Source organism: uncultured Acetobacteroides sp., assembly GCF_963667355.2.
GTDB lineage: Bacteria > Bacteroidota > Bacteroidia > Bacteroidales > ZOR0009 > Acetobacteroides.
In genome coordinates, this window is the sequence record NZ_OY763328.2 from 2,337,422 (window position 1) to 2,360,366 (window position 22,945).

At 43.8% G+C, this 22,945-nt stretch carries 21 protein-coding genes; 7 read left to right on the forward strand and 14 right to left on the reverse strand.

Annotated features, from left to right (window positions below):
* Positions 1-15 precede the first annotated feature (15 nt).
* Entirely contained in the window at positions 16-396 is a 381-nt protein-coding gene (gene gcvH, locus ACHZA1_RS09655) for a glycine cleavage system protein GcvH (protein WP_320051668.1), read from the forward strand.
* Between the two features lie 208 nt (positions 397-604).
* On the opposite strand, the gene ACHZA1_RS09660 is transcribed toward gcvH, so the two are convergent.
* Positions 605-1,561 (reverse strand): carboxypeptidase-like regulatory domain-containing protein, encoded by a 957-nt coding sequence (locus ACHZA1_RS09660; protein ID WP_320051669.1) that lies wholly within the window; start codon positions 1,559-1,561, stop codon positions 605-607.
* A gap of 277 nt (positions 1,562-1,838) precedes the next feature.
* Here ACHZA1_RS09660 and ACHZA1_RS09665 point away from each other — a divergent pair, with 277 nt between their 5' ends.
* Positions 1,839-2,006 (forward strand): hypothetical protein, encoded by a 168-nt coding sequence (locus ACHZA1_RS09665; protein WP_320051670.1) that lies wholly within the window; start codon positions 1,839-1,841, stop codon positions 2,004-2,006.
* A 403-nt stretch (positions 2,007-2,409) separates the two neighbouring features.
* Here ACHZA1_RS09665 and ACHZA1_RS09670 read toward each other — a convergent pair whose 3' ends face one another.
* The 4 genes from ACHZA1_RS09670 to hutH all read right to left on the reverse strand — a co-directional run bounded on the left by ACHZA1_RS09670 (position 2,410) and on the right by hutH (position 7,662).
* Positions 2,410-3,054 (reverse strand): ACP phosphodiesterase, encoded by a 645-nt coding sequence (locus tag ACHZA1_RS09670; protein ID WP_320051671.1) that lies wholly within the window; start codon positions 3,052-3,054, stop codon positions 2,410-2,412.
* 161 nt (positions 3,055-3,215) lie between these two features.
* Positions 3,216-3,959, reverse strand: a complete 744-nt coding sequence (locus ACHZA1_RS09675) for a hypothetical protein (RefSeq protein WP_320051672.1) — start codon at positions 3,957-3,959, stop codon at positions 3,216-3,218.
* A gap of 198 nt (positions 3,960-4,157) precedes the next feature.
* Positions 4,158-6,155, reverse strand: a complete 1,998-nt coding sequence (locus tag ACHZA1_RS09680) for a urocanate hydratase (RefSeq protein WP_320051673.1) — start codon at positions 6,153-6,155, stop codon at positions 4,158-4,160.
* A gap of 16 nt (positions 6,156-6,171) precedes the next feature.
* The gene (gene hutH / locus ACHZA1_RS09685) at positions 6,172-7,662 is read right to left on the reverse strand and encodes a histidine ammonia-lyase (protein WP_320051674.1); all 1,491 of its coding nucleotides are present in this window, start codon (positions 7,660-7,662) and stop codon (positions 6,172-6,174) included.
* A gap of 74 nt (positions 7,663-7,736) precedes the next feature.
* Between hutH and ACHZA1_RS09690 the strand changes: the two genes are divergently transcribed.
* Positions 7,737-8,627, forward strand: coding sequence for a LysR family transcriptional regulator (locus ACHZA1_RS09690; protein ID WP_320051675.1), 891 nt, complete (start codon positions 7,737-7,739; stop codon positions 8,625-8,627).
* Positions 8,628-8,840: 213 nt separating this feature from the next.
* On the opposite strand, the gene ACHZA1_RS09695 is transcribed toward ACHZA1_RS09690, so the two are convergent.
* The 9 genes from ACHZA1_RS09695 to ACHZA1_RS09735 all read right to left on the reverse strand — a co-directional run bounded on the left by ACHZA1_RS09695 (position 8,841) and on the right by ACHZA1_RS09735 (position 18,477).
* A complete protein-coding gene (locus tag ACHZA1_RS09695; RefSeq protein WP_320051676.1) occupies positions 8,841-9,740 on the reverse strand; it encodes a hypothetical protein in 900 nt (299 codons plus the stop codon).
* A gap of 216 nt (positions 9,741-9,956) precedes the next feature.
* Positions 9,957-10,373 (reverse strand): hypothetical protein, encoded by a 417-nt coding sequence (locus ACHZA1_RS09700; protein WP_320051677.1) that lies wholly within the window; start codon positions 10,371-10,373, stop codon positions 9,957-9,959.
* A gap of 256 nt (positions 10,374-10,629) precedes the next feature.
* Complete coding sequence (locus tag ACHZA1_RS09705) at positions 10,630-11,457, reverse strand: TlpA disulfide reductase family protein (protein ID WP_320051678.1); 828 nt, start codon at positions 11,455-11,457, stop codon at positions 10,630-10,632.
* 471 nt (positions 11,458-11,928) lie between these two features.
* Positions 11,929-12,363 (reverse strand): redoxin domain-containing protein, encoded by a 435-nt coding sequence (locus tag ACHZA1_RS09710; RefSeq protein ID WP_320051679.1) that lies wholly within the window; start codon positions 12,361-12,363, stop codon positions 11,929-11,931.
* An 861-nt stretch (positions 12,364-13,224) separates the two neighbouring features.
* Entirely contained in the window at positions 13,225-14,772 is a 1,548-nt protein-coding gene (locus tag ACHZA1_RS09715) for a S41 family peptidase (protein WP_320051680.1), read from the reverse strand.
* A gap of 334 nt (positions 14,773-15,106) precedes the next feature.
* On the reverse strand, positions 15,107-15,607 hold the full coding sequence (locus ACHZA1_RS09720; protein ID WP_320051681.1) for a hypothetical protein: 501 nt from the start codon (positions 15,605-15,607) through the stop codon (positions 15,107-15,109).
* A gap of 758 nt (positions 15,608-16,365) precedes the next feature.
* A complete protein-coding gene (locus ACHZA1_RS09725; RefSeq protein ID WP_320051682.1) occupies positions 16,366-17,391 on the reverse strand; it encodes a Shedu anti-phage system protein SduA domain-containing protein in 1,026 nt (341 codons plus the stop codon).
* Positions 17,391-17,714, reverse strand: a complete 324-nt coding sequence (locus ACHZA1_RS09730) for a hypothetical protein (protein WP_320051683.1) — start codon at positions 17,712-17,714, stop codon at positions 17,391-17,393. The genes ACHZA1_RS09725 and ACHZA1_RS09730 overlap by 1 nt, the downstream gene beginning before the upstream one ends.
* A 253-nt stretch (positions 17,715-17,967) precedes the next feature.
* The gene (locus ACHZA1_RS09735; protein WP_320051684.1) at positions 17,968-18,477 is read right to left on the reverse strand and encodes a hypothetical protein; all 510 of its coding nucleotides are present in this window, start codon (positions 18,475-18,477) and stop codon (positions 17,968-17,970) included.
* A 763-nt stretch (positions 18,478-19,240) separates the two neighbouring features.
* Between ACHZA1_RS09735 and ACHZA1_RS09740 the strand changes: the two genes are divergently transcribed.
* The 4 genes from ACHZA1_RS09740 (at position 19,241) to ACHZA1_RS09755 (ending at position 22,507) form a co-directional block, all read left to right on the forward strand.
* Complete coding sequence (locus tag ACHZA1_RS09740) at positions 19,241-19,411, forward strand: hypothetical protein (RefSeq protein ID WP_320051685.1); 171 nt, start codon at positions 19,241-19,243, stop codon at positions 19,409-19,411.
* Positions 19,412-19,447: 36 nt separating this feature from the next.
* Positions 19,448-20,203 (forward strand): DUF6261 family protein, encoded by a 756-nt coding sequence (locus ACHZA1_RS09745; RefSeq protein ID WP_320051686.1) that lies wholly within the window; start codon positions 19,448-19,450, stop codon positions 20,201-20,203.
* A gap of 964 nt (positions 20,204-21,167) precedes the next feature.
* A complete protein-coding gene (locus ACHZA1_RS09750) occupies positions 21,168-21,932 on the forward strand; it encodes an N-acetyltransferase (RefSeq protein ID WP_320051687.1) in 765 nt (254 codons plus the stop codon).
* Positions 21,932-22,507, forward strand: a complete 576-nt coding sequence (locus tag ACHZA1_RS09755; RefSeq protein ID WP_320051688.1) for a type 1 glutamine amidotransferase family protein — start codon at positions 21,932-21,934, stop codon at positions 22,505-22,507. The genes ACHZA1_RS09750 and ACHZA1_RS09755 overlap by 1 nt, the downstream gene beginning before the upstream one ends.
* The last annotated feature ends 438 nt before the right edge of the window (positions 22,508-22,945 follow it).

Genomic DNA, 22,945 nt, shown 5'->3' on the forward strand with positions numbered 1-22,945 from the left:
TAAAAGACTAGAACCATGAATATTCCATCAAACCTTAAGTACACCAAGGATCACGAGTGGATACTTGTTGACGGTGATGTTGCTACCATTGGCGTTACCGATTTTGCTCAAAGCCAGCTTGGCGATATCGTTTTCGTTGAAATTGAAACCGAAGGCGAAATGCTCGAAAAGGAAGAAGTATTCGGCACAATCGAAGCCGTTAAGACCGTTTCTGATGCCTTTATGCCTGTTGCTGGCGAAGTTGTTGAGGTAAACAGCATTTTGGCCGACCAACCCGATAGCATCAACAAAGATCCATACGGAGCAGGTTGGATGATTAAGGTTAAGGTTGCTAATCCTGCCGAACTTGACGAGTTGCTTACTGCCGAGCAGTACGCTGCGCTTATCAACGCATAATTTTTAGCACAACATACTTGAAAAAAGGGCTGTCCCACCTAAATTGGCGACAGCCCTTTTCATTTTATAGGATTAATTTAGGATAAAGCATTCACAAAGCAAAGGGCGCAAGCCTCATCGTTCCCGATTCCGCCTGCGCCCCCACCTCAGCATAAGCTATTATTCAGACCGCTCAATTTCTCATATAGTCATTCAGCGTTACCCGCTTCTACAGCTTCTCCATTTCAACCTTTACCAGCGAAAACTCCTTAGGGTTAACGTAAATGGTAAATACCTGGATCTTGTAGCCATTTTTCGAGACAACTAGCCGGTAGGTTCCCGGTTTTAGGTCGCGAATATTTATCTCTCCGTTGCTGTTGCTCAGCTTATCGTACACCAGCTTCTCCTGTGGCTCCGCGCTAGCCTTTTGCGGCTTTGACGAAGCTTTCTTTCGAGCCTTTGCTACCGAGGTCGTGTACAGCTTTATCGAGGCGTTGGCTAGCGGTTGCTTGTCAAACAGCACCGTTCCGCTAATGCCCGATTGCTGCTTCTTGGCGGTAACCAGCTTAACGGCAAAGTAGTCGCGAAAAAGGTTCGGCATAAGCACCTTATTTATCTCAATCTTTTGGTTTAGCTTATCCAACCTTTCCATAATCCCCTTGTCCATGCTCTCTTTTTGGCTTCGAATCTCGGAGTAGGAGAGGTTGGTTGCCGTCAGCTCCTTCTTAATGTTCGTCATCTGGGCAAGACCATTCGAAAGCTTGCCAATCTGCTCCTCCTTGTAGCCGTACTCCAGTAGCTTTGCCTTCTGCCTCAGCAGTTCGGCGTTAATAATCTCGCACTCCTCCAAAAGCTTGGCGTCGCCCAGCTTATCCAGCTTCGTTTTTATCTTTAAATTCTTTGGATCGGCTTCGGCATCCGGCTTTATCGACTCCAGCATGTGGCTACCCTCAACGGCCATCATGGCAAGCATCCTCAAATGCGATTTGCCCGTCCGCTGCTTCTCCTCAATATCCTTTTTCACCAGCGTAATCTTCATGTTGGTTGCAGTTCTGCTGTTTATTTCCTTAAGAATATCCTCTGCAAGCGTTTTTGTATCGGCGTGATCCTTTGCCTCAGGCGAGTTAATCACGATGTTGCATTTCGACTCAATGCTCTTTCTAAGTGGTTCTACCAAAACTCTCATAATCGATTTGTTTTTTTGTTCAGGTATCAAGTTACGATTGGGTGAAAAGCGATTTCAAGTTATTTTATGAAGTTTTTTTAATTTTCTACAACAAGTTAGTGACGAATAATACCGAAATGTGTAAAAGAAGCCTTGTATATATCCGTACGCATGCTATAGAATCCTCAAAAAAGGAGGATGCATCGCCAAATCTGCGATCATTTCGTCTTGTTTCTAGCAGAAACTTGCTCGGAGCACGATAGAATTGCGCTGCGTAACGGTAAAATTGACTCTAAGAATGGACGTAAATGAGCTTTTTATAGGCGAGAGCTACCCTAGAATTCCAAAAAGCTCCCCAACTTTTTCAAAAACCACCTCAAAGAATGATGAAAACACGCTTACAACCAGCGTGAACTCCCTTAGGATTAAGAAAAACATCTTCAATACTTTCAAAAACACGCCCTAAGAATGATGAAAATGAGCTTACAACAAGCGTGAATTACCTTAGGATTAAGATAAACACGGCAATTCATCCTAAAACTAGCCTTAAGATTCTTGAGAATGCGCTGGATATCTCGTGAAACAGGAAAAAAACAGGTAAAAGGTATCAGAATATTGGAGAAACTAGCCCAAATACTAGTAAAATCAGAGCCTTATATCGCAATAATCGGATAGTGAATTGACTAAACTCAGCGTTGGCATCATAAGAAATGCATAGCAACATGAACTTCAAAATAAAAAGTATAAGTAAATATCTCTGCGCAATAGGAATAGCACCAGAGATCTCGCTTTTCTGATTTCTAACAAAGGGTTTCTTGAGTCGTATGGTTAAACTTTAAAAGCGGAATACCTAGGAGTAGTCCTCAGAGCTACTCTTTTGCCGTATCGGTAGAGCAGTTTCTTGCTATTTGAATTGCAGCTTTGCTATTTACAGGCAGCTCGTACTTTTTATTTATGTAAATCGATAGATCTCCCAGCAGCTCGTTGAAGTGTTGGGTAATATCTGCTTCGTTATTTCGTATGATGGATACAGCTTCAGCCTGTTTTCCGGGCAGCGACGTGTATTTTGCCATTATTCCAAGCGCCTTCTCTATCCCATCAAGAGAGGAGTAGGAGTAAAGTCTATTGCTTTGTACCATAAATGGGAGAAAATCCTTCACCTGCGAGGGCAGAACCCGATAATTTCTTATCAGCAACCCGTAAAAGCTGCGGGTAAACCTCTTTAGCGGTATGGTATGCCAGTCATTCCAGTTCTTTGTAAGGATATGATCGAAGGCCATGTCCACAACAACTCCCGCATAGCGGCCGTAGCTCTCCTTAAACAGCCCCCTTGTCGCCAAAAAGGCGGGATGCGCATCCACTGTAGCGTCAATATCGCGATGCATCAGGATTCCCTTTCGGATATCATCAGGATAGCGCTCGTATCCCTTCCCCTTTACGTAGTCGCCAATAAAGTTGCCAATAGCAATCCTCTCGTTTTCACCCGAAAGGTAGATATGTCCTACAAAGTTCATCTGCTATACGAGTTGATTGTCGCAATTTATAGCACTTTTGCCAATTCTTATCTTATCGTAGCATTTTTAATATTGGAAGGAGTGCTGTGATGGATGGCAGAACAGCTGCCAATTCAGTAATTTACAGCGAGAATCGCAGGCTTATGAAGGGAAAAAGTAAGCTATTCCAATTTATACTCCTCTTTTAGCTGCTTAATAAGTTTTGTTGCCTGCTTTTTTATCCTTATCTCATCATCCTTTAGCGTCGAACATGCAGACCTATAGCTTAAGAGATAGTTGCTAAGCTCTACCAGCTTCGATTTGTCATTACTAATAAGAAAAGTTTTATTCTCTTTTCGGAGTTGTGCTATTTTTTTATGCCTGAAGCTGTAGGTAAGCCCCTTCATATCTATTAACTTGTAGTATATTGGCATGAGTTCGTGCAATACCATGTATTGGATAATGGGTTGACCCGAATTCATCAGGTGCTTCATTGCCGAATCGTAATCCAAGATGCTATCAGCAACCGATTGATCTCTAATAAGGCGCATCGCTCCCGAATTTTTCAGCTGCTGCATGGTGCGATCGGTATAAATAAAGTCTACATAATTAAGCGAGATATTCCTAATTAGCGTATCATTAAAGCAAACTGACAATTGATCAAATCGTGCAAGAACTGTATCGAGTCTTGAATTCTGTTCTTTTATATCATTAATTGCTTTGTTGAGATTAGTTGTATCTGCAGCCAAATCTACTACTAACGATTTAATGTACTGCTTTTCCCTGTCTCTTTCTATCTTATGCTCCAGCTGATATTCGGCAAGCGATGCTGCAAATACGGCAAGAAATAGCATTAGAAACTCCCACAAAAAAGGTTTCCAACCTTTAAAGCCATGCCCTAGGTTCGAATGATGATGTAATTCCATAAATATTGTCTTAGGTTAGCGAATTTAGCGCACTAATGTAAGAAAAATACATGTAGAAAATGGGCTATGAAGCGAAGCAGAACTAAATAGTAGAGGGTGTTGCTCCTGTTTGTCTGTAAAATATAAAAAGTAAGGGCACAAGGAGAATATCCTTGTGCCCGTTATGGAAAAATCTCTTTCGTTTTTACTTCTTCGATTTTAGAAAAGCCCCTTTAAAAGATCATCTTCAACCATATTTGGAAGCGTAATCTTTAGGTTAGGCGTACGCTCCATCTCGCGCTTAATGGCGAAGAGGGCTCCATCGTTTCGAGCCCAGCTACGGCGGGCAATACCGTTGTTTACATCGTAAAGAAGCATTCTTTTTAGGCGCGCATCAGCTTCTTGTGTTCCATCAAGTAGCATTCCAAAGCCTCCGTTGATAACTTCGCCCCAACCAACACCGCCTCCGTTGTGGATTGATACCCAAGTTGCGCCTCTAAAGCTATCGCCAATCACATTTTGGATAGCCATATCGGCGGTAAACTTGCTACCATCGTAGATATTCGATGTTTCGCGGAAAGGAGAGTCGGTTCCGCTCACGTCGTGATGGTCTCTACCTAGAACAACTGGCCCAATCTTGCCTTCGCCGATTGCTTTGTTGAATGCTTCTGCAATTTTCGAGCGCCCTTCGGCATCGGCGTAAAGAATACGTGCCTGAGATCCTACCACAAGCTTATTCTTCTTGGCATTCTTAATCCAGGTGATGTTGTCCTGCATCTGAAGCTGGATCTCTTCTGGCGAATTCTCCATAATTTCTTGAAGAACTTGCATTGCAATCTCGTCGGTTTGATCGAGATCCTCTGGTTTGCCCGATGCGCATACCCAACGGAAGGGACCAAAGCCGTAGTCGAAGCACATAGGTCCTACAATATCCTGTACGTACGATGGATATCTGAAGTCGATGCCATTGGGCGCCATGATATCGGCACCTGCACGCGATGCTTCGAGTAGGAATGCGTTGCCGTAGTCGAAGAAGTAGGTTCCTTTTGCCGTGTGTCGGTTAATTGCAGCCGCATGGCGACGCAAAGACTCCTGAACTTTTACCTTAAACTGCTCTGGCTCCTCGCGAATCATTCGATTCGACTCCTCATACGATATTCCTGCGGGATAGTAGCCGCCTGTCCATGGAATATGCAGCGATGTTTGATCGGAACCGATGTGAATGAAGATGTTTTCCTCATCAAAGCGCTCCCAAACATCCACCACGTTGCCGATGTATGCAATGGATACAACCTCTTCGTTTGTCTGTGCCTGTTTAACACGAGCAACAAGTCCATCCATAGAGTCTACTAGCACATCAACCCAACCCTGCTCGTAGCGTTTGGTTGCAGCCTTTGGATTAACCTCGGCGCACACGGTGACACATCCCGCAATATCCCCAGCTTTTGGCTGAGCGCCGCTCATACCGCCCAATCCTGCGGTTAGGAATATCTTTCCCTTCGACGATTCTCCCTTCTTCAGCATCTTACGGAAGGCATTCATCACGGTAATGGTAGTTCCATGAACAATTCCCTGTGGTCCGATGTACATATACGATCCTGCAGTCATCTGTCCGTACTGCGAAACGCCAAGAGCGTTGAATTTTTCCCAATGATCGGGCGAAGAGTAGTTAGGAATAACCATACCATTGGTTACAACTACTCTTGGAGCCTCCTTCGACGATGGAAACAACCCCATTGGGTGACCTGAGTACATGTTTAAGCTTTGCTCATCGGTCATGGTGGCTAAGTACTGCATGGTAAGCAGGTATTGCGCCCAGTTTTGGAACACCGCACCGTTGCCGCCGTAGGTAATCAGCTCCTCGGGGTGCTGCGCAACGGCAGGATCGAGGTTATTCTGTATCATCATCATGATTGCCGCTGCCTGCTGGCATTTGGCAGGATACTCCTCAATCGGACGAGCGTACATTTTGTACTCAGGTTTAAGACGATACATATATATACGTCCGTAATCCTTCAATTCTTGAGCAAACTCAGCTGCCAGCTCCTTGTGCCACTCCTTTGGGAAGTAGCGAAGGGCGTTGCGGATGGCAAGCTGCTTTTCTTCTACCGATAAGATGTCCTTTCGCTTTGGAGCTCTGTTCACATCTTTAGGTAACTCCCTTTTTGCAGGTAGTTTCGCTGGAATTCCCTGCAGTATCTGTTCTTGAAATGTCATTTTCTATCTTGTTTTACTACTTTACAACAAATGCTCTTGCCTTTACCAGCTCAACCATGGCGGTAACATCATCCTTAAGCAGGCGATCGTCCTCGAGTTTGGCAACCTTGCTACGGATAATCCTAAAGTTCTCCTCTATGATTGGTGAAAACCTATTTGGGGGTCGGAATTCCATGGCTTGTGCGGCGTACATCAGCTCGATGGCGAATATCTTCTCCAGATTACCCAGTATTTGGTTGAACTTACGTCCCGATATGCTTCCCATCGAAACGTAGTCTTCTTGACCGAGCGATGTTGGGATGCTATCAGCCGATGCGGGGAAGCATAGCGTCTTGTTTTCGGTAACCAGTGCGGCGGTAGTGTACTGTGGAATCATGTAGCCAGAGTTTAATCCGCCACCAGTTGTAAGTAGGCGGGGTAAACCGTACTTACCTTCGAGTAGCAGGTAGCTTCTTCGGTCCGAAATACCTCCAAGTATCGATGCGGCATTAGCGCAGTAGTCCTGAACATTGGCCATTGGCTGTCCGTGGAAGTTTCCACCCGAAATTGCTTCGGTATCGCTCAGTACAATTGGGTTGTCGGTTACCGAATTCATCTCTATCTCGGCCATATCGTTTAGGTGATACCATGCATTACGTGCTGCACCGTGTACCTGTGGAATGCAGCGCAGCGAGTAGGGGTCCTGAACGCGTTCGCAGCTAACGTGCGACGACACATTCTGAGAATCCTTTAGCAGCATGCGCATTCGCTCGGCAACAACAAGGTTTCCCTTAAATGGACGGATGATATGCAGCGCTTCCTTAAACGGAGCGGCGCTTCCTTGGAATCCTTCGAGGCTCATTGCACCGGCAACATCGGCTAGGTCGAGCAGGTAGGCCATCTTATGCAACCCCTTAATGGCGTGAGAGAGGATAAACTGTGTTCCGTTGATTAGCGCCAGCCCTTCCTTTGCTGCTAGCGTGATGGGTTGTAGGTTATGCTTCGCCAAAACCTTCTTGGCAGGGACGTGATTATCGCCTTGCCAGAATTCACCTTCACCCAGAAGCGTTAGGAATAGGTGCGATAGTGGTACAAGGTCGCCGGATGCGCCTACCGAACCCTGCTCTAGCACAACAGGAAGAAGATCGTTCTCGATAAAGTAGATGATACGCTCTACAACCTCTAGGCGGATGCCCGAAAATCCCTGGCATAGCGCGTGAACCTTACATATCATCATGATCTTTGACAGTTCCCTGTCGATAGGGTTGCCTACGCCAACGGCATGGGTGATTAGCAGGTTCTCCTGAAGCTTGCTGGTCTCTGCGGGGGTGATTTGCGTATCGCAAAGGGGACCAAAGCCGGTGTTAATGCCGTAAACGGCCTTATCGGAGCTGGCAATTGCATCAACATGTGCCCTGCAGTCGTTTACTTTCTTAATGGCTTCGGGTGATAGCCCTGCCTTGAGCTTGCCTTGGGCAATCTCGATGGTTTTTTCGACGGTTAGGTGGTCGATTCCGTATTTAAACATAGTTTGTTAGGCTTTTATACTATTACAAAGTTATTCCTATTTTTGATGCAGAATAAGACTACTTCTGTCAACGTATGATAACCGCAAGTAATCAAATAGAGTTCCGGCACCTGAAGTATTTCCTTGCGCTGGCAAAGGATCTGCACTTTAGAAAGGCTGCCGAACGGCTTTACATCTCGCAACCCGGACTAAGCCGACAGATAAAGCAGCTGGAAGATGACCTTGGTATCACCCTATTTGTGAGGCATAACCGAAAGGTGGAACTTACGCAGGCGGGGGTGTACCTTCAGGAGGAGCTAACCAAGACCTTTAAGCGGTTGGACGACATTGTTGACCACGCCAAGCTGCTGAACGACGGCATTGCCGGCAACCTGAAGCTGGGATACATCGGTTCGGCCATGCAAAAGGTGATTCCCGAGCTGCTTCTTAGGTTCAGAACGGAGCATCCGAACATCATCTTTAGCCTAAACGAGATGGGCAACGAGGAGCAGGTGCAGGCGCTGCTGAAGCAGGAGATCGACATCGGGTTTGTGCGCATGGAGCGCGTGCCAAGGGGGCTAAGCACGCGGTCGGTATTCGAGGATACCTTTTCGCTGGTGCTGCCAAAGGATCATGCGATAACCGAGGCGAGCTTTAGGAACCTCTCGCAGCTGAAGGACGAGTCGTTTATCCTCTTCGACTCGTCGTTTAGCGAGTCGTACTACGTAAACGTGATGCAGATATTCGACACCAGCGGGTTTACCCCCATCGTTTCGCACTATACGGTTAATGCTAGCTCCATTTTTAGGCTGGTGGAAAACGGTTTTGGCGTCTCCATTGTGCCAACATCGCTAAAACTGGGCTACGATATGGGGGTTAAGTTTGTGGAGCTTACAAAAATCCCCCAGCGCACCACCCTAAAGATGGTGTGGAGCAGCAATAATCCCAATCCGATATTGAATAGCTTCTTGCAGGTGGTGGAGTAGCGGTAGAGGAGGTCGATGAATAGTAGGGAGCCAGAGGAAGTGGAGCGAAGCAACGTCGCGCCATAGCAGGAGCTTATCTTTATGGCTAAAATTTTCAATACAAAACCCATAACTGCCACACCTAAGCGGAGCTACATTGCTGCGCTCAGGTATGGTTGCATCAGCAGCAGGCTGTATGCCTCGATAAACCAGGCGTAGTACGAATATATGCTGTTACCGCATTAGCCGATACCAGTCGGGTTGGTTTTCGATGTTGGAAACGCGGGCTTGCGATCTTTCGAGCATATCGTTGAACTGGGCAAAGAGCTCGGTTCCCATTCTTATGTAGCTTTTGATCTCCTCCTTACCGATTCCTTTGCCTTCGAGAGTAGCTTCGAGCAGGTCGGACTTGTCGCCAACGAGCATCTGTAGGGCGCAGGCAAGGCTATCGAGAAACATGACGGTGCTGAACAGGCTTAGCTCTATGACATCTTCGTCGGGTTGCCGGCAGCAGTGCTTTATGGTGTTGTAGCGCTGGATGTGCACGTGGTCGGTGAAGACGTCGATGTTGTGCGCATGGTCGAAGGCGTGGTTGGTATAGAGTATGTCGTCCATAATGGTAAACGTACACTCGAAAAGGAGTTCGGTGTCGGTTCCCATTTCGATTTCCAAGCCGGAGGTGTTAATGGCGCGCTCGTTTTTTTCGTCGTTAAAGCGGCGGCGGGTTACGTACTGGTCGACGATGGTGCTGGTAAAGCCTTCGGCGTACTCTTCGTTTAGCTCGATACTCTGCGGGTGCGCTATGCCGTGCTCCTCGCAGCAGTCGGTGTAGGCTTGGAGGCTTTTTTTGATAGCAACCTCCACCAATGGTTGGATAATGTTGTGGGCAAAGATGATGTTCCACGGAAGACCTTCGCCATCGAGCTCGAATCCTGTACGATAGTCCATTGCTAAGGCGTGCGTAATTAAGCCAATATCTAGGTAGATGCGCTTGGTGCCATCGGGCAGCTCTTCGTAGTCGTAGTTGCTGGTTATGGTTGCCTCATTTTTCTCGTTCGAGGTTACGGGCGCTGGATCAACCCAGTTGTACTCGGTTTGGTAGAGTACTACCTCTACTTCGCGTGTCTCTTGCATGATAGGTACTTAGGTTATGGTTTGTTACTTATACTGTTGTCCTGTTAGGTTGAGGTATTGGCCTCTGGCTAGGTTATGGCAGAGGCTAATTGTTGGTTCTCTGGTTTGGCGAAGGCTCCTGCCTTCGTCAGCTCTATCATTGCAGGCTATAGCCTGCAGTATAGATTCGACTGAGGCAGGAGCATCAGCCGAACTTAGGCTTTTGCCTATCCTTTATCAGCTAAACAATCGTTGCCAAAATCCCTTCGAGGAGGGTTTGCTGCTATGGTTTACGCTTCCGCTTGGCCTTGATATTGTTTCGGTTTGATAATCAAAAACAACAAATCCTAGTCGGTTTGATGTTTCGATAACAAATGGTATTACGTTTTCGACCTGCGAGAAAACAACGCCGAGTACCGTAATCCTATCACCCGCATTGTTTACCAGCGGGCCATCGCTCCAAACTCCATCGTCCACTTCGTCGTCGGGCAGGTCGCAAATGCAGGGAAACTTCTCCGTAAGCTTTTTAATAAGCTCGACAAAATCGGCCGAAGGTTCGCCGCTGTCGGCGTTGTACAAGGCTTCTACGTACTCCCATGCCTGCTTATCGTCTGCAGGGACATCATTTCTGGTGATTGATATATTATAGCTCATGCTACCCTTTATCTTTTTGGTGCATTTATTCTCCTGTACCTGTTGTAGGCTTTGCTTGGCAAAGAGGTTTCCCGTTGCTAAGCGTTGCAGCTGCCCACGCTTTATTTCTTGTGGACTCTGGCTGCATTAGTATGCAGGCTGGAAGCCTTGTTAAACCAAGCGTAGCGAGGACGCTACGCTTAGCTGTGGCTGAGGCTCTGCTTCCGATGTTGCTTCTTGTTGCCTCTATCTCCGAAGGGCAACCTACCGAAGCTACCTACTGCTTTAGCAGCTGCTCGATGGTGTTGGCAATATCATCGAGCTTCTTGCTATCGTAGCCAATGGTTACGTAGGCAACTTTGCCGTTGCGGTCGATAATAAAGTTGCGGGGAATCGATTCTGTGGCATACAGGCTGAATATTTTCTTGTCAGGGTCGATTCCTACAGGGAAGTCTATCCCCCTAGCCTTTAGCTTGCTCATCCTACTCGCCACAGCATCGTGCTTTTCGCCCCACGAAATGGCAACTAGCACAAAGTCCTTATTCTCGAATCGCTTTACAATCTTATCTGGCATCTCGTTGAACTCCATCATGCAGGGGCCGCACCAGGTTGCCCAGAAGTTTAGGAGCACCACCTTGCCCTTTAGGTCCGACAGCTTTACCTTGCGCCCATCAAGCATCTCTACGGTAAAGTCGGGGGCCATATCGCCCGGGTGGACTAGCGTCGTTTCGGCATTTTTCTTCTCCTGTTGGGCGAAATGTGCCTTCCTATCAGCTTCGGCCTCCACCTTGGTGACCTCTTTCTTCGCTGCCATTTCCTCATCGGTATATACCGAGATGATGGCGACCATAGCTTCGTCTACCCGCGAACCGTACTTCTTTATGAGGGCGGCCTTTTCGTCATCCGAGAGGCCTCTTCGCATCAACTTTATTCGGTTGTTCTTAGCCAGCTCATTGACTTTGGCCTCGCTTACCTCTTCGCCATTAACAATGTACATCGGAACAAACTTTTGCTTTACCTGCTGCTGTGCCTTAACGCCTGTAGCTGCCGCTAGTATGGCTACTGCTGCAATACAGGCTACCTTTAGGAAGGGTTTTACTCTCATTTTTTGCGTTTTAGGTTGTTATCTGTGTTACATTATACCTTTACTATTCTCAAAGCATCCTTTCGATGCTGCCTCATGCGCTGAATGCTGCTACAATCGGCAATGCGCACCTCCCTTATCCTCCGAATCACGGAATAATTGGATTTCGCCGATTGCACGGATGGCATTCTACGTAGATAACGGCAATCTCAGTGTCCTAATTGTTATCCGTGTAATTCCTTAATCCGTCGAATCCGTGATTCTGACAATGTTCTGCGGAATTACAAGCTTCGCAGAGCCTTGCCCATATCTTTTGCTACAGCGAGCAAGGGAATTACAGCTGTTGCCGATGCTAAGCGTAGGTTCTGCCTACGCTTTTGCTTGTTGCAGACTCTGGCCGCATTAATTACAAGGCTGGAAGCCTTGCTAAACCAAGGGTAGCGAGGACGATACGCTTAGCTATGCAATCCGCTTATCGCTGCATAGCTGCTACTAATCGGCTTGCGTTAATTCGCTCAAAGAATACCATAGCCTTGTTTGGGTATTTTCCTGAGATCCAAAGAATGATCGGTACATTTCTCCAACCTTATTAATGATTATCCAATGAGGTGTTCCTTCGCACTGGTACAAATCGTAAGCTTTATGCTCTTCATCGAGATATATGGGGAAGGGGAGCTCCTTTGAGGTAAATATTTCAACGATTTCTTCTTTGGTAATAGCTCTGCCGAAGCTGCTATGTATGCCTATTACCTCTATTCCCTTAAATTCCTGCATGGCCTTATACGCTAAAGGTAGGGCTCGACCGGTGCAGCCCAAGCAATCGTTATTGTAGAATAGAATGAGCAGGTTGTTACCATAATACTTTTCGGAAATATTAATCGGTTGGCTATCTAACGTTTTAGCTACTATCTCTGGTGCTTTTGTCATCTTGAGTCTTATGTTTTAAACCAACTTATACGTGCTATTAACGGTCGCTTGTATGCGGTTGAGCGGGATTACCAACAAAAATCCCGCCATATTGCTAAAACTCTACTGCTAATCGTAGGACTTGCCTGCACTTTTACTTTCTTGCTGCTTCTGCTGCATTAATTACAGGATGAAAACTTTGCTAAAGCAAGCGTAGAGAGGCTACTTTTAGGAAGGGTACTACTCTCATTGTTTGTTTTTTAGTTTGCTATCTGTTTTGCATTATACCTTTACTATTCTCAAAGCATCCTTTCGATGCTGCCTCATGCGTAGATTTCTGCTACAATAGGCAATGCGCACCTTCCTTATCCTCCGAATCACGGATTTATTGGATTTCGCCGATTTCACGGATGGTATTCCACGTAGGGAGTTCGCCTTTAATATTTGCACTACTCTATTTCGAAGGATATCCCCCGCTGGCGGGGGTCAGGGGGTGGATTTCTAGAAGTATATAGCAACCATTGGCATCAAGTTTTTACTTTTAACGCCTATTTTCCTCCCCCTTCCCCCTCCAAAGGAGGATACACTTTGTGATACGACTTGCTGATTTCTTTACGTTTACCTCCATTATGATTGATGTTCTTCTAAAAAGCGATATACCTGGTATTTCCACGTAGCTAACGGTAATCTCAGCGCCATAATGGCTATCCGTGTAATTCTTTAATCCGTCGAATCCGTGATTCTGACAATGTTCGACGGAATTACAAGCTTTGCCGAGCCTTGCCCGTTGATTTATACTATAGCGAGCAAGGGCTGGCAACAACCTTTGAATAACCTACTGTATCGGCAAATTTATAAACCGTGTTTTACCTGATTACTTCTCTATTTCTCGTTTAGTATCATGTTTACGCTGTTTATCCAATCGTATTGTGGTATACTTCGGTCTAAGTAGTAGTCTGGCTGTATGCCTTTTCCATCAATTGTAAAGTCTGGAATTCGCATACTTCTAGAAAGAGCATATCCCAATTGAAACTCTTTACAAGGCGAATCGACAAAGTACATATTAGACATGTCTAGCGCACCATATGTAGTTACACCAAATAGCTTAACCTTTTTACTTTGCTTGGCTTCTAATAGAAACTGCTCCGTTGTACTTCCGCAGCCTCTATTAATGATAATGCCTACATTTTGAGGGAATGGGTAAATTGTATCCTTCTTTTCTACGGAAACAACCCTATCATTTAAGCTTACAAATTGGCCCAATTTGCTTTCTAGCTTATCATACGATTCTTTGGCCCACTCTTTATCTTTATCGCTAGCTCCATATTCTGGGTTATTGATAAAGTCTAACATTCTCTTATTATTCAGCTTTGTAGATAGATATTCTACACCTATAGCTCTTATAGAATTTGTATACAAATATGGTATGATTTCGCTATAGGAGCCATCGCTACCGCCACCATTATTTCTGAGGTCGACTATTAGATTTTTTGTTGAAAGTATTTTTCCCTTATTTACGCTTAGAACGCTATCAATATCCTTTTTGTACTTATTGTTAAATGATGGTATTCTTAGGTATAGCGTTGTTTCGTTTAGCTGCTCTAGGTATGGCAGCTTTGCTCCTAACGATTTTAGATACTGGGTATATTTAGGCTCGTCTACTATATTAGGGTAAATTCTTGAAAGGCTAAAGCTACCTATTTGCAGATAATTTTTTCCTATAATTGTTCCCCTGTCAGATTCCTCTGGTGAATGATCGCGCATGTAGAAAACAGAATTCATTTTATCTTCTGCAATGCTAAACTTTAATTTTACCTGACCCTTCGTCCAAGTATCGGCACCCGATTCTATAATAAAACCAATATAGCGATCACCTTCTTTTTTGATTCCAATTTTATATGGTTCTGTTTCCCAAATACCCTCGTAGTCGGAGACTCTATTTTTGTCTAGATATTTTTTGAAATCTTCTGTTTTGATGGAGAACGTTTCCCAATTCGAGAAATCTTTTTTTGGTTTTTGAGTATCGGCTTGTTGTGGTTGTGGTTGAGATTGCTGATTAATAGGCTGTATGCTAAGGTGTCCTATGCGAAAGAATCTTAGCCATTCGTACAAAATGGGAGCACATTCGTCGAGTGTTTTCGCATTTTGTACTTTGTCTAGAATTCTTTTATTGAGGTCTGCGTACGCTTGCTGGCCTTTATCCTGTAAAACATACTGAAATCCTGCATCATTTTCTTCGATGGTTTTCTTTACCCATTCGTAGTTGGTTTTGCAATCGCAATTCTGAGCAAATGCGAATGCTGTAGTAAGCAGTAAGATAACCAGGACTAAATTTATTTTTGTCATAGCAGCTTGTCTTATATTAATTTTAGTTTGTGCTTGCAGGTAACTTATTTGTAAGGGCAGCTTTCTAGAGCTTATCTGCACCATACAAAGATTACTTTCGACCATAAGCATTACAATACCCTCCGAACGGAGCTCCACGAAATTCTGCTTCTCTAATTCTTCAGATAATGGATATACTATAGGTTAACCCTCGAAAGGTATAAAAAAATTCTTGTTAGGCGAAGGCTCTTGCCGTTATCAGCCCTATCATTGCAGGCTATTGCCTGTAGTATAGATTCGACTAAGACAGAAGTATCAGCCGAGTTGAGGTATGCAGGCTGGAAGCCTTGTTAAACGAAGCGTAGCGAGGACGCTACGCTTAGCTGAGCCTTAACCGAACTGAAATATGCATGTATTATGATCACGCGTTATTTGCTGGCTATTTTCCTTTTCTATTATTTGAGTTTGATTCTAAGAATAACAATGTTGAAATATTGAATCCTACTGATACACCAACTGTTAATCCTTTGTCTTGATTGTCAAATGTTTTTTCACAATATAAACCAAGACTACAAAAACTAAGTGGTGACTGTTTATTCTCTGTAAAAGAATATAATGGAAGATCAGTCCTTATCCTTAATAAATTCTTTTTTTGAGTAAATCCATATCCATATTGCACTTGAATCGCAGAACCTATACCTAAACCGATATATCCATTATGACCAGAATAATCCTGATAATTATACCCTAAATTAAAGATTACAAGAGTGATATTAGTATCAAATGATAAACTATTATTAGGGTTTTTAGATCCAAATCCTTGCTGCACTCCAATCGGACTATTGATAAAGAACATTAATGCATTCTCATCTTCGTGAGAATAAGCATTTTTATCAAAAAGAATGACGACTATTATTAAGATTAAAATTTTCTTTATCATAACCCACTAATCAATTGCGTAGTATTTTTCTTTAATGGAAAGTAACTAGTATATATGCTCAACAAAGTTGCACATATCCTTCCTTTTTGGGTGTATAAGCGCATTCTTTATAGCATTTATCTTCACCATACAAAGTTTACCGCTAACTTACAATCAGTAATCCATAAACCCAAACGAAGGTTGTTGAAATATTACTTCTCTACTGTTTCAGCCTACGAACATACTATAGATCAACCCTCGAAAGGTATAAAAAAATTCTTGTTAGGCGAAGGCTCTTGCAGCTGTCAGCTCTACCATTGCAGGCTATAGCCTGTAGTATAGATTCGACTAAGACAGAGGTATCAGCTGAGCTGCGTAATCTTCCTATTAACGAATACCGTTTCTATACCAGCAATTGAATTATGGAATTCAAACTGTTCTCCATTTACGTCAAAACCTGTGTATTTCATTGATATATTTGTTTGTATCGGTTATAGCTTTCTAAGATTGTGGTTTTGTAATACCTATCTTTCTGCTACAATAGGCAATGCGCACCTCCCTTATCCTCCGAATTACGGATTAATTGGATTTCGCCGATTTCACGGGTGGTGTTCCACGTAGCTAACGGTAATCTCAGCGCCATAATGGCTATCCGTGTAATTCTTTAATCCATCGAATCTGTGATTCTGACAATGTTCGATGGAATTACATATTCGCAAAGCCTTGTGTATTGAATTATACTTCGCTTAGCTGAGTATAAATTTTTTGTTATTATCTTGTTATTGTTTTTCTAGTTGTCTACTGTAATATGAAATTATATTATCACCACATAAACATAAATAATCATATGAAATTATTTGTATGTGATTTAGGCTTGAATTTAGCATTCTTAATGCCTCAAATTGTTCGTCATTAAAATTGTTGGTTCTGCCTACGATTATTTTTACACGAGGTTTAAGCAGTTTGAATCTGTGCTGTTTTTCAAGAACTAGTTTGTAATCATCCAAGACTTTTAAATATTGCATACACTGTCCAATTACTTTTGAAAGTTCTTTTGATGGATAATAACTTTTATGACTTTGATCATAGTCAAACAAATTAAATTTTGGTCGTTTTAATTCAATCAAATCAATAAACCCGTCAGTAGTTTCCATTATTAGATCGCTCTCAGAGTTTATTCCAATTTGGCGTGCTGGATGTTTTTGTATATAGTCAACCCCTAATGTCCAGATATTTTTTTCAATCCAATTTTGAAAAATCTTTTCAGATTGACCTGCAATATATTCTATAAGATTGTCAAAATTATTAATTGTATCAGTAATTATAGTCTTTTCTTCTAAGTCAAGTAACTGTCTTAGATTAACTAAAGATTTCTGATGATTGGTTTGTTGAATAGAAGCGTGAAGATTTTGTATTTCACTTTCTGTAAGAGCTTCTAATACTAACTTCAACTTATCATTAGCATCAACTTTGCTTAATATTGACTTTACTAATGAACTGTCAACTTTATTTATAATAGATAATATATCCTTTACATTATTTGTGACTTCTACAAATTCACTTGTATGTGTTAATCCATCTTCTCTAATTATAGAAATACTATTTAAATGTGTGTATATAGCCTTTGCTTGTTCAAAATTTAATGACTCAGAAAATACAGATTTGAATGTTGACCTATTTAATGCATAAATCGATAATGAAAAATCATCCTTGTTTGTAACATTGTTTATGTCAACACCTGCAATATTAATGTGCAGAGATAATATGCCATTATTAAAAATCTCTTTTTGATATTGAATACTCATTATACTTTAGCAAATACTCGTGAATACATTGGTGAGTTAGATTTATATGTTCCCAAAATGTCAAAGCACTCTTTATTTTCAAGTATTTCAATATTTTTGATGTGCATTAATAATGGAGAACGCCAACCTGGTATTTCATCTTTAGTGTCAGAAACACCATCTGTTTGATATATATGAACCATCACATTGTTACTAGTAGGATGTGTAAATACAGCATAAGGATGTCCATATCTTTTACCTTTTACTTTATTATCAACATCATACTCAAATATTATTGGTTTCCGTTGATTAATTGCTTTTGTCAAAATTTCTAGAATGTCCATATGATTTGTTGTTTATTTGCTTAATTAGGCTTTCAGTAATTATTTATACATCTAACCTTATTTGGCGAAGTCTCTTGCCTTCGTAAACTCTATCGTTGCAGGCTATAGCCTGCAGTATAGATTTGACTGAGGCATGAGTCTCAGTTGAACTGAGGTTTTCTGTCAAGCTGGGACGCAGTTTGAAGCAAGCTACAAACTTTACTATTTAGCACCTTCCCTTCCATTACTTATCCAAAGTGTTGTGCATTAAACTTTATTTCAAATTATTAATTATTAATGGGATTACTATTTCGTTAAGTGAAACAGCAATTGGAACAGGAATCGTAACAAACCAATACTCATTCCACATAAAGACTTCATGCCATTTAAATGATTTATTCCACCTTTCTATTTTCGCTCGCTGATGATTTATGACTAATGAACAAAAAAGCAATGTCACAGGATAGATTATTAATCCACCTGTTTTTACTAAAATTTTTAAATTATCTACATTCTTATCCGTTGAAATTGCCAGAATAGAAATTCCACCTATAATAGCAAGAATCATTTTGATATAAAACTCAAAGGCTTTATATGTGGCATTATTGTGATACTCTATCTGTTGACTTAATAAATCAGGTGTCAGTTTTCGCCAATTATTTTTTCTTTCTCCATTATCATTGAAGTTTAGTTTTCTGAGAATTACCATAATTATGATAAAAACTAGTACTACAAGTATATAAGGGAAAAATATAAAAGCAAAAAAATCAAATGCGTTAATCATATTCCTTTCCATTTAGTGTTGTTAACAATTTGTTTTAAAGCGTATCTTTTATAGCGTTTATTTTCACCATACAAAGATTACTTTCAACCATAAGTTTTACAATACCCTCTGAATGGAGTTCGACGAATTTCTGACTCTCTAATTCTTCAGATAATGGATATACTATAGGTCAACCCTCGAAAGTTATAAAAAAATCCCCCACAACGCACATCTGTATAAAATAAAAAATGGCGCTAGAATGTGCTGTAGGCCACTATGCGCTATGGAGTAGCGCTTTATGCAAGAAAAAAATGATAAAATATTTGTTTGTTAGCTGAATATTATATAACTTTTCAACGGTTTTGGAGGCAGATAGCCGGCCCACCGGGTGCAAACCGACCTTCGTTAGCGTAAACAACAGCTTGTAGCGGAGAAAATGAAAGGATGAGCGGCTATCGGGGCAGACAAAAAAGTGCAAAAGAACCTCCAACTGCCAATGTGTCCGTTTGCAACGGTGCAAATGGATAAATGAGCGGTGATTTATATAAAAATACTTGTACAAAAAGATAAAATGGTGGTGAAACATCCGTTTTTACTTGTACAAATGGGTAAATGAGCCCGAAATATTAAAAAATACAGGTGCAAATGGTACTATTGCTGTCAATATGTCCGTTTGCAACGGTGAAAATGGGTAAAAATGGAGTAATAGGTCTTTTTACCAAAATATGTTTGGGTAAAATGGTCGCAGCATATAGTCTTAACCAGAAATAATAAAGCAAGAAGTATGGCATACTATGTAAGGTTAGTAAATGTCGACTCCGCCGATCGCCAATCGTGCCGCATGGCGTGGCAAAACCAATCTAAGCGCAGCGCATTGCCGCTGCCCAACGGGTGTAAGGATTCCCTTACGGTGCCCGGTATCTCACCCACCACCTCTGCAATATCCCCATCATAAATACAATCTACTCTCTTAATTAAAAAACAAATCGTTATGGCAAAATTTTTGTCGTTTTTGAGAAGAAGCGTAATCAGCTCGATTGTAGGTTACGCTAAGGATTTTAACGCAATCCTAAAATCAATTGAACTTCCCGAGCTGTACGCCTCTAACGCCTACTTGGTGTACACCGATACCTTTAATCGCATGGAACTGGGTCACCTGCAGGAGCGTAAGAATCCGTTTACCGATAAGCTGGCGGAGTACGTTAAGGCACGAGGCCGTTCGTTCCAGGCGGTAAACCTAGGCGCAAAGAGCTACCTGAACTCCAACGTCGCTGCCGAGCGCGAGGCTGCCAGCTTGCTTAATGCGCTGTTTGTACGCTACGCCTCCGAATTCTCGAAGAACTCGTACAGCGGCGCAACGGGCATGATCAACAGCTTTATTCAGGATATGAAGCAGAAGAACTACGCCGGCGCTATTGCTACCCTTAAGATGGAAGCGAAGGTAAAGCAGCTGCTCGACGAGGATGCCCTGTGCGAATCGACTCACCTGCAGGCCATCGTAACGGAGCTCGAATCGGAAGAAAATGTTACCGCTTCGAGCATCCGTGGCGAGTTCATAAAGGCTGCCAGCAACCTAATGGTTTTTATAGGGATACGTGCCAGCGAGGAAAAGGGTAGCAAGTGGGTGGAGCTGAATGGACAAATTGCCATCCATAACGCCAAATTCGAGAAGGCAGAGGCCGTTCGGCAAGCCGCCCTCAAGAAAAAGCGCGAGGAGAAGAAAAACGACCAAAAGCCAAAGGCCTAGGTTGATCGTGGGGATATGGGGAAGGGGAGCGGGGGCTCCCCTTTTTCGTTGTGGTGCCTAGCGCTGAGGTGTAGAGGTTATTTTGCTGGTTTCAGCACTGAGGCACTGAGGTACAGATGGCACGGAGGTTTTGGAGAATGTTCTTGTGCAATTGTAAGGTCTGAGATTTGTAGGCATTTATTTAATGATTACAGGATAACACACAATAGCAGCACGTTATCCCCTCCGCGGGAGGGGTAGGGGTGGGTTTCCTACTTTTCTAACACAGAGATAGGACGATACGTAGGGCACTGAGAATAGTAATAATGGTTCTGTGCAATTGTAAGTATTGAGATTTAGATGCATTCGCTAATTATTAACGAGTAACGGCATAATAGCAGCACGTTATCCTCCCGTTTAGACGGGAGGTAGGGGTTCTGCTATTTTTTCAACACAGAGACACGGAGGAACAGAGCGCACGGAGGCTTCTTATTTGTGCCCTTAGTGCCATCCTTTGTGCCCTTTGTGGTTAAAAAAACAGCCGCTAATCACCACGCAGCTACGACTCACCCCCAATCCCCCTCTCTCCGAATGGCTTTGGGCTACCAGCATCCGAAAAAGGTGTATGCTTGCCATTCGCAAAGAGGGGGGTGTGGCACGGATAAAGGGTAGTGCCTAATCGGAGAGCAGGAAGTCCCCTCTATTAGCCGAGCAGTGGTTGTTTTAATAGCCGTAGCTGTAAGTGAGACCTAAATTGGCAGGTTAGTCAACCACTCGGCTAAGAGAGGGGATTTAGGGGTGAGTTGAGCATGTGCTGGTGTAGGCTATTGGCACGAGCACACCTCTTCTGCTGGCAGCCATGGGCTAAATCCTTTGCCTAACAGGTTAATTTTTCGAACTACAAGTAAAATTCCACCCCCTGCTGACATAGGGTTGTCATCCCGAATGTCATATCTTTGGTAGCATATTAAAGCAACGCAAGAAAATGGAGCGAATAGTAGCGCTAGACCGGTCGAATATCGACAGCGAGCATATCTGCTGCGCCTTTTCCGATAAGAAATGCCGGGAAGGATACGTTCTTAAGCAGGAGTGGCTAAAGCAGGAGTTCGGCAACGGCTACGTCTTTCGGCGTATAGATGCGCGGGCCAAGGTATTTATCGAGTACGGTCCGGCTGAAAAGGCCTGGGTGCCCGTTGATGCCCCCGGATACCTGCATGTAGGGTGCTTTTGGGTATCGGGGCAGTACAAGGGTAGGGGATACGGCAAGGAGCTGCTACGTCTTGCGCTCGACGATGCCCAATCGCAGGGAAAGAATGGGCTGGTAACCGTAGCAGGCACCAGCAAGCTGCCGTTTATGAGCGACACCAAGTGGCTTTTACGGCAGGGCTTCGAGATCTGCGACAAAACGTCAACGGGGATTGCCCTGCTGGTGCGAAAGCTCAACCCCGAGGCCCCCAACCCCCAGCTAAAGGATGCTACAAGAAGCGGAAGATGCAGCAATACCGAAGGGCTGGTGGCCTACTACACCAACCGCTGCCCGTTTACCGAGTTTCACGTAAGAACCTCGCTGGTAGAGGCCGCCGAGAAGCGGAATCTACCGCTCACCATCGTCAAGCTCGACAGCATGGAGCAGGCGCAGGCCGCTCCATCGCCCGCCACCATATTCAGCCTGTTCTACAACGGCGAATTGGTAACCACCGACCTGAGCGTTTGCCTAGATAGCCGATTTGATAAAGTAATTAATAAGTGATGAAGAAGATTGTAGTGTTTTTATTTGATGGATTCTCCGATTGGGAGATCGCCTACCTTACGCCCGAGATTAACCGAAGCGAGCAATTCGAGCTGGTTTACATCTCGAAGGATGCAAAGCCGGTAACCTCTATGGGTGGCATGCTGGTACAGCCATCAGCGTCGGTTGCCGACGTAGGCCTCCACGATTTGGCCATGCTCATACTTCCTGGAGGTACAACCTGGGAGAAAGGGAAGAATGAAGAGGTGTCGGAGCTCGTCGTCGAAGCGTTTAAGAGGGGAATACCCGTAGCCGCAATCTGTGCCGCAACAACACGGCTGGCAGAGCTGGGGCTGCTCGATGAGCTTGCCCATACCAGCAACGACCTCGGCTACCTAAAAGCGGTAGTTCCAAGCTATCGTGGCGAACAGCACTACCAAAACGAGCCCGCGGTAACCGGCAAAAACGTAATCACCGCCTGCGGATCATTCCCAATAGAGTTTTCCCGTGAGGTATTTAGGGCAATAGAGCTCTACGACGAAGCGAAAATCGAGAAATGGTTCCAGCTGTTTAAGCACGGCATCTGGAGCGAGTAGCAGGGATTTCGCGTTTAGGATTTGCCCAGCGATGATTGTAGGTTTTGTTGGCAAGCATTTGGGGTAAAATCCATTTTTAAAGTTGTCCAGAGACGCGAACATCGCGTTTCTACCCAGCTCGAATCAGCATTGCAGGGGTAGAGACCAGAGATATCGCCTTTAAGATTCTTGTTTTAGAGGAGTCCTCTATGAACCACAGAATAAAAAGGTTTTCCATATTAGCTCGCTTAATAGCGGCAGGCAAACGTCGTATTGTCGAACAACCTTCTTCCGTAGACACCATGGCGTAGCCATTCCAGACTGGCACGAATCCCTGTTTGAGCGAGGTCGCCTCCACAATGTTCCTCAATGCTGTAACGGTCTTAGGGCTATTCCCACATTTGAGGTGGCGCCATTCCTCCGCGACTGAGCGAGTTAATTCGTGCCAAGGGTTTTTGG